This window comes from Micromonospora sp. ATCC 39149, from assembly GCF_000158815.1.
In the GTDB taxonomy this organism is placed as follows: Bacteria; Actinomycetota; Actinomycetes; order Mycobacteriales; family Micromonosporaceae; genus Micromonospora.
The window spans coordinates 6230985-6239041 of sequence record NZ_GG657738.1 but is presented as its reverse complement, the minus strand read 5'-3'; the positions used below and the strand labels follow the sequence as shown (position 1 = coordinate 6239041).

At 74.8% G+C, this 8057-nt stretch carries 3 protein-coding genes; all 3 read right to left on the bottom strand.

What is annotated here, in order from left to right:
• The coding region (locus tag MCAG_RS34030; RefSeq protein WP_007076129.1) for a beta-ketoacyl synthase N-terminal-like domain-containing protein at positions 1 to 2016 on the bottom strand (2016 nt) is incomplete at its 3' end.
• Positions 1968 to 6725 carry an SDR family NAD(P)-dependent oxidoreductase gene (locus MCAG_RS27045; RefSeq protein WP_007076128.1) on the bottom strand — a complete coding sequence of 1586 codons (4758 nt, stop codon included), beginning with the start codon at positions 6723 to 6725 and terminating at the stop codon, positions 1968 to 1970. The genes MCAG_RS27045 and MCAG_RS34030, both read right to left, overlap by 49 nt.
• Positions 6726 to 6731: 6 nt before the next feature.
• The coding region (locus MCAG_RS27040; protein ID WP_232290303.1) for a polyketide synthase at positions 6732 to 8057 on the bottom strand (1326 nt) is incomplete at its 5' end.

Sequence of the window (8057 nt, the reverse complement as noted above, 5' to 3'; positions counted from 1 at the left end):
GCGCAGTGCCCGCACCGCCAGGTGCAGCGCGGTCAGCGACGACGCGCAGGCGTTGTCCACCGGCACGCTCGGCCCGTGCAGGTCAAACAGGTACGACAGCCGTCCGCTGAGCGACGACGGTACGCCGGTCACCGCCTGGTAGTCGGTGATCGGGACGCCCGCCCGGATGATCTCGTCCCAGTACTCGTGGAACGACACGCCGAGGTACAGGCCGGTGCGGCTGCCGCGCAGCCGGTCGGCATACCCGGCGTCCTCGGTGGTGCCGTGGACCACCTCGAGCAGGACCCGCAGCTGCGGGTCGAGCCAGATCGCCTCGCGGCGGGAGACGCCGAAGAACGCCGGGTCGAACTTGTCGGCCTCGATGAAGCTGCCCCATCGGGAGTACGTGCGGTTCGGTTCGGCCGGGTCGGCGTCGTACCAGTCCCGCCAGTTCCACCGGTCCGCCGGGATCTCGGTGACCAGGTCGGTGCCGGCGCGCACGTGCGCCCAAAAGGCCCGTACGTCCGGGGAGCCGGCGAACCGGGCGTCCATGCCGATGACCGCGATGTCCCGCCGCGGGTCGCGGGACGGGTCCAACGCCACCACGGCGGAAGCCGACGCCGCCACGACCGCGGGAGCCGACGCCGGCCCGGCGGGAGACTGGATCGGCGCGACGGCGGGAGCCGGCACGGGCTCGACGGGGACGGACCCCTCGGCGCGGGCCGACATCGGCGCGGCGGCGGGCAGGCGGTGCGCCAGCACGTCGCCGTGCGCGGCCACCAGGGCGGCGGTCAGCTCGTCGATGGTCTGGTGCTCGAAGAAGAGCGTGGGATACAGCTCGATGCCGAGGTCGTTCTCGATCTCGCGGGTCAGTCCGATGAGGGTGCTCGAGTCGGCACCCAGTTGCATGAACGGCACCCGGCGGTCCGGGTTGGCTCCCGCCCCGGCGGCCTGGGTGAGCAGAGCGGCCAGGTACCCGGCGACCCGCTCAGCAAGTCCACCGGCGGCGGGGACGGCGGCTGCCGCACCGACCGTCGGGGCGACGCCCGGGGCCGGCGCGGCGGTGGCAGCCCCGGGATCGGGCTGGGTGACCACGCCCGAACCGACCCGGCGTACGGACAGCCCGCTGACGGCCAGCAGCACGGTGCCGGTGTCGTCGCAGTAGGTCAGGTCCATGCTGATGAGATCGGACTGCTGGCCGGTGATCTCGGCACGGCACCAGCAGTCGTCCGGCAGAGCGGTGCCACCACCCCGGACGGCGCGGATCGCCACGGTGACCCAGGTGCTGCCGTCGGTCGGGGTGAGCAGAGCCGGCTCGAGCGCGGCGGCACCGACCACGAAGCCGCCGTCGAGCAGGGCCGGGTGTACGGCAAGGTCGGTGACGGCGGCCCGGGCCGCCGGGTCGAGCCGCAGCCGACCGAGGGCACCGCCCGTGGTCAGCCACACCCGCTCGACGCTGCGCAGCGCCGGGTCGCGGGCGAGCAGCGGTACCGCCGCGACCTCGCTGGCGGCCCGTTCGGCGGTCGCTGCGGCGAGCAGCGCGGCGAGGTCGACGGGCTCGCCAGGGGCAGTAGGGGTGGTGAACTCCCCGGACACACTGCGCCGCTCGGGCCCGCCGTCCACGGTGTAGACGCTGTCGAAGCGGACCCGGTCGTGGTCGCGCCGGGCCCGGACGGTGACCGTCGCGGACTGCCCGGCGGTGAGCACGACCGGCTCGTGGAAGGCGACGTTGGCCAGATCAGCGGAGGCCCCGCCGGTCGACCTGGCCGCCTCCGCCGCCATGGCGCAGTGCGCCATGCCGAGCAGCACCTGCTGGCCGAAGATCACGTGTGCGGCGAGGAACGGCTCGTCGTGCCGCCAGATCCGGCTCACCGGCTCCGGCACCGCCGGCCCGCTCAGGGCCGCGATCCGCTGGGTGACCTCCGCCCGGGTCAGCTCGCCACGGCCGAACGCCTCGAGCAGTTCCCGCACGTCGGAACGGGACGCGGTCACCCCACCGGCCCGGTCTGCAGTGCCGTGGTCGTGGTCGGTGCCCATCGTCCATCGTCCTTCCACCCGTTGAATCCACTGGGGCCGAAGAGGCCCGCCGCAGCGTCCGGCGTCAGCGTGCCGGCCTGGATCCGGTCGAGAATGTCGTCGAGTTCCGGCTTCCCGTTGCCGGCTTGCAGGTCGGCGACCGGGCCCCCGGCCCGGACGTCGGTCACCGGATCGCCGACCCGGTAGTGCCGGCGCGCGAAGCGCGGCGGCGGCAACGGCCGCCGGTGCCCGCCCGGCCCCACGTGCCCGGCCAGCACCAGGTGCGCGTTGGTGCCGCCGAAGCCGAACGCGGAGATAGCGGCCCGGCGCGGCCGACCGGCCTCCTCCGGCCAGGGCAGGGGCCGGGTCACCGGGAAGAACGGCGACTCGGCGAACCGGAACCGGGGGTGCGGCCGGGCACAGTGCAGGGTCGGCGGGATCAGCTCGTGCCGCAGCGCGAGGACCACCTTGATCAGTGCGGCGGCACCGGCCGCCCGCATCAGGTGCCCGATGTTGGACTTCACCGACCCCACCGCGCACCCCTGCGGGGCCGCGCCGTCCGCGCCGTAAACGCTGGTGGCGGCCCGGATCTCGATCGGGTCGCCCAAGAGCGTCCCAGTGCCGTGCGCCTCCAGGTAGGAAATCTCCCCGGCGCGGACACCGGCCGCGTCCAGCGCCCGACGCAGCACGTCACGCTGCCCGTCGAGGCTGGGCACGGTCAACCCCATCGTCCGTCCGTCGTTGTTGACCGCGCCCCCGAGGATCACCGCCCGGATGTCGTCGCCGTCGCGTACCGCCGCCTCGTACGGTTTGAGCAGCAGCAGGCCCGCGCCCTCGCCGGGCACGATGCCGTCGGCGCTCTCGTCGAAGACACGGCAGGCGCCGCCGGGTGAGAGCACCTCGGCCTTGCTGAAGCCGATGTGCAGATAGCCGTCGGTGATCAGCTCGACGCCGCCGACGACCGCCAGGTCGCAGTCGCCCGTCCGCAGCGCCTGGCACGCCTGGTGGACCGCGACCAGCGCGGACGAGCAGGCCGTGTCGACGGTCTGGGACGGTCCTCGCAGGTCGAAGAAGTCGGAGAGGCGGGCGGCGGCCATGTTCGGGATGGTGTTGACCACCGCCCGGCGCATCAGCCGGCCCGGCAGGCTCTCCAGCCGGCCCTTGAGGTAGTTGCTCTCGCCGCCACCGAGGAACACCCCGGCCCGCGTGCCGGCCAGCTCCTCCGGGCGGTAGCCGGCGTCGTGCAGCAACTCCTCGGTCAGCTCGAGCATGACGCGGTGGTGTGGGTCCATGACCAGCGCGTCGTCTTCGTCGATGCCGAACCGGGCCGCGTCGAAGGCGAAGATGTCGCCATCGAGGAAGCCACCCCACCGGGAGTACGTCCGCCCCTCGGCAGTCCGGTCCGGGCTGTAGAGCGCAGCCACGTCGAACCGGTCGGCGGGCAGTTCCCGGACCAGGTCCCGACCGGCGCGCAGGTGCTCCCAGAAGGCGTTCACCGTCGGGGAGCCGGGGAGCCGGGCGGCGAGCCCGATCACCGCGACACGCTGGTCGGTGGCGCGTCCGGCGCGGGCCGCGCCCGCACGGGCGGGAGCGGGCACCGGCGCGCGGGTCGGGCCGGTGGTGGCCGGTGCGGTCCGCACCCTGGCGGCGTGCAGGTGCCGGGCCAGCGCGCGCAGCGTGCCGTACTCGGCCAGCGCGCTCGGTTCCACGGCGGTGGCATACCGCTGCTCGATCCGGTTGAGCACGGTCATCATGAGGATCGAGTCGAGGCCGTACGCGCCGAGGTCCTCCTCGGGATCCAGTTCACCGACGGGGATCTTGAGCACCTCGGCGCAGATCTCGGCCAGCGTCGACTCGATCTCCTCCGGGCTGTCGGTCGCGCCGCCCGCCGGGTCCTTGTCTGCCGGCCCGACCGGCGGCGAAACCGGCCCGACCGGCGCGGCGGCACGGAGACCCATCCGCTCCCGCAGGGTGTCCCGCCGGCCGTGCAGCACCCCCACGTACGGCAGGCCGTGCGCGAGGGCGGACTCGAAGACGGCCAGCCCGGTCGCGGTCGGGATCGGCAGGGTGCCGGCGGTCCGTTCCAGGTGCGCGGCGGTCCGCTCGTCGACGCCCATCCCCCCGTCGGCCCAGAGACCCCAGCCGATCGAGAGGCTGCGCCCCCGTCGCTCGCCCCGCTCCCGCAGCCGGTCTCGGTGCGCCGCGTACACGTCGAGGAAGCGGTTGGCGTAGGCGTACTCGGCCTGACCCGGGTTGCCCACCGCACCGGCCGCTGACGAGAAGGACACGAACCAGTCGAGCTCGGCGTCGGCGGTGGCCGTGTCGAGCAGTTGGGTGCCGATGACCTTCGGGGCGCACACCGGCTCCCAGGCGTCGTCCCCCTTGGTTACCAGCAGCCCGTCCCGCAGCACCCCGGCGGCGTGCAGAACGCCCCGCAACGGCGGGTACTTTCGTCCGAAGCGTCCGGCCAGTGCCGCCACCGCCATCCGGTCGGTGACGTCGACGGCCTCGTGGACCACCCGCACCGGCAGGCCGGCGAGCCAGTCCCGGGCCGCCGCGTCCGGTGCGAAGCGGCCGGCGACGACCACCGTGCCGGCGCCCCGCTCGGCGAGGTACTCCACGAACAACCGGCCCAGCCCGCCCAGGCCGCCGGTGACCAGGTACGCCCCGTCCGGGCGGACCAGCGGCCGATCGGTGACGGCGGGGGCGGGCAGTTCCCGCCACTCGGCCACCCAGCGGCGACCGCCCCGCCACCGGACCTCCACGTCGGCGCCACCCCGCGCCGCCTCGACGGTCAGCGCGGCGGCGGTGACGGTGTCGTCGGTCTCCAGCGTGGACACCACGAGCCGGGGCTGTTCCAGCCGGGCGGTGCGGGCCAGCGCCGGCAGGCCATTCCCGGCCGGGGAACCCGCCGGGTGGGCGAGCAGCAGCCGCGCGTCCGCGCGGGCGGCGGCGAGCCGCCGGAGCGCGTCGTAGGCCCCACTGGCGTCGACCTCGGTGTACGACAGGCCGGTGCCGATGGCGGCGGCCCGCAGCTCGGCATTTGCCTCGACCAGCAGCAGCCGGGCGGCCGGGCCCTCCGACGCGACCTGCGGCAGGGCCGCCTCCCGCCAGTCGGCGGTGAACAGCAACGGCCCGACGCCGCGGTTCGCCGGTCGGTCCGCGACGTCCGCCGGGGTCGTGCCGGCCGGTACTGCCCGAGCGGTGGTGCCGGCCGGGCCGGTGCCGGTGAGCGCTCGCAGGGTCAGCCCGGCGATGCGGACCGCCGGCCGGCCGGCCTCGTCGACGATCAGGACGTCCACCTTGCGCAGCCGGGACCCGCCGGCCGGCGTGGCGTATGCCCACCCGCCACGCGGCAGCGGCGCGTACCGGACCACCTCGGCCAACGCGAACGGCACGTACGCCTCCGGCACCCCGCCGGTCTCCGCGTCCAGCAGACCCATGGCGGTATGCAGCGCACCGTCGAGCACGGACGGGTGCAGGCCGGCAAGTTCGGCGTCGGAACAGCCCGCCGGCAGTTCCCAGCGGGCCAGCGCGCCCCCGGTGCCCCGGTACAGCTCACGGACGGCGCGGAAGGTCGGCCCGTACCCGAACCCGGCCGCGGCGAGCAGCCGGTAGCAGTCGTCACCCGGCACCGGTCCGGCCAGTCCGGCCCGGATCGCCGCGACGTCCAGCGGGGTGGCCGGCGCGGGCGGCTCCCCGCCGAGCAGGACTCGGCCCTGCGCGTACCGGGCCGGTTCGCCGTCTGCGCCGGCAAGCTCGAAGCGGGCCCCGCCGTCGGCGAGTGTGAGCGTGAGGTGCACCCGCAGCGGCGCGTCGACCCGCACCGGCTGTGCCCAGAGGACGTCGCGGAGCGCGGTCACCGGGGCTTCCCCGGTCAGCTCCGCCGCCGCCCGCGCCATCTCCAGCACGGCCACCCCGGGCAGGGTCGGCCGGCCGGCAATCACGTGGTCGCGCAGGACCGACTCGGCACTGGACAGCAGGGTGGTGAACCGGGTCAGCGCCAGGGTGGAGGTGTTCGCGCCGAGCAGCGGATGAGGCCGATCCTCACCGACCGGGCCTGGGGCGGGGGCGGAACCGGTCGGGCTGCCGGGGCCCGCGTCGGCCTGCCGGGGGAACCAGTAGCGCCCGGTGGCGAACGGGTACGTCGGCAGTGGCACGGTCCGGCCGGCGTCGTGTCCCGGCACAGTTGTCCAGTCGACGTCCACGCCGGCCACCCACAGCCGGGCGAGCTGGTCCCAGTCCCCGGAGGAGGTCAGGGCGCGCAGGTACTCCGCGCCGGCCGGACCGCGCACTAGGTCGCGGGCCATCTCACCGTCACGGACGGCGCCGTGGTGCACTCCGCCGGTTTCGCCGGCCAGGTAGGCGTCGAGCCGGTCCACGAGTTCCGCCACGTTGGACACGACCAGCGCGAGGCGTTCCGCCATCGGCTCGCGCCCGACCCGCAGTGTGTGGGCGACGTCGACCAGCCGCAGCGCCGTGCCGGTGCCGTCGGCACCACCACCCGCCGGGCCGGAACCGTCCGGACCGATGGCCGGGCCGGCGGTCGTGGCCGGGCCGGCGCCGGCGAGCTGGCGCAGGGTGACGTCGGCGGAAAGTTCGTCGGCGTACCGGGCGACGCCGGCCGCCTCGGCGAGCCGGCCGGCGAGGGTGGCCAGACCGATCACGTCGAGTCTCTGTTCGGCGAGGGGCTCGTCGGGGTCGAGGCGGCAGGCCGGTACGCCGAGCATCTGCGTCTAGCTCAGCGCCGCCACCTCGGTCAGCCGGTCCGTGTCGCCACCATCGGCCGGTCGGGACGGTCGCCCCGGTGTCGCCACTCGTTTGGACGCGTCCCGCAGGTACCCGGCCAGTCGCCCGGCATACGCGCGCAGCCGGTCATGGGTACGGGCGGACAACACGACCAGCTGCGGCCCGGTGGGCTCGGGTGTCGGCGCGGGTTGCGGGTACTCCTCGACCACGACGTGCGCGTTCGCGCCACCGGCGCCGAACGAGCTGATGCCGGCCCGACGCGGGACAGTGACGTGCCCGTCGTCGACCGGCACCCGGGGCTGTGCCCAGGCGGCCCGCTCCCCTTGCAGGTAAAACGGGGTGGCGGCCAGGTCGAGGTTCGGGTTGACCGGGTCGCAGTGCAGGGTTGGCGCCAGCGTGCGGTGCCGCATCTGGAGCAGCACCTTGGTCAGGCCGGCGATGCCCGCCGCCGCCTCCAGGTGCCCGATATTGGACTTCACCGATCCGAGCGCGCAGAACTGCCGGTCGGTGGTGCCCTCGCGGAACGCGGTGGTCAGGCCCGCGACCTCGATCGGGTCGCCCAGGTCCGTCCCGGTGCCGTGCGCCTCGATGTAGCTGACGGTGCGGGGGTCCACACCGCCGGCGGCCTGGGCGCGGGCCACGACGGCTGCCTGCGCGGCGGGGTTCGGCACGGTGTAGCCGGTGGTGTAGCCGCCGTGGTTGACGGCAGTGCCCTTGATGAGGCCGTACACGTGGTCCCGGTCGCGCAGCGCGGCGTCGAGGGGCTTGAGCAGGACCGCGCCGACTCCCTCGCCGGGCACGAAGCCGTCCCCGCCGGCACCGAAGCTGCGACACCGGCCGGTCGGCGAGAGCATCCGCGCCTGGGACAGCGTCACGTACCGGGCGGGGTGCAGGTAGAGGTTGACCCCGCCGGCCAGAGCCAGGTCGCACTCGCCCGAGCGCAGGCTGTCGCAGGCGAGGTGCAGCGCGGTCAGCGACGACGAGCAGGCGGTGTCCACGGGCATGCTGGGGCCGCTCAGGTCGAGCAGGTAGGACACCCGGTTGGCCAACGACCACGGGGTGGTCTGCGGGTTGGTCGGGTTGCCCCGGGCCCACTCGTGCGGCCCCCAGAGCAGGTACGTGTAGCTGGTGACACCGGCGAAGACGCCCACCGAGCGAGCCTGGGTACGCAGCCGCCGACGCGGGTAGCCGGCCGACTCGAACGTCGCCCAGGCCGCCTGGAGGAAGAGACGCTCCTGGGGGTCCATCACCTCGGCCTCGCGCGGCGAGATGCCGAACAGCAGGGGGTCGAACTGGTCTATGCCGTCGAGGAA

Coding starts and splice junctions, on each gene's coding strand:
- MCAG_RS27045 (WP_007076128.1), bottom strand. CDS start 6,725: ATGCTCGGCGTACCGGCCTGCCGCCTCGACCCCGACGAGCCCCTCGCC.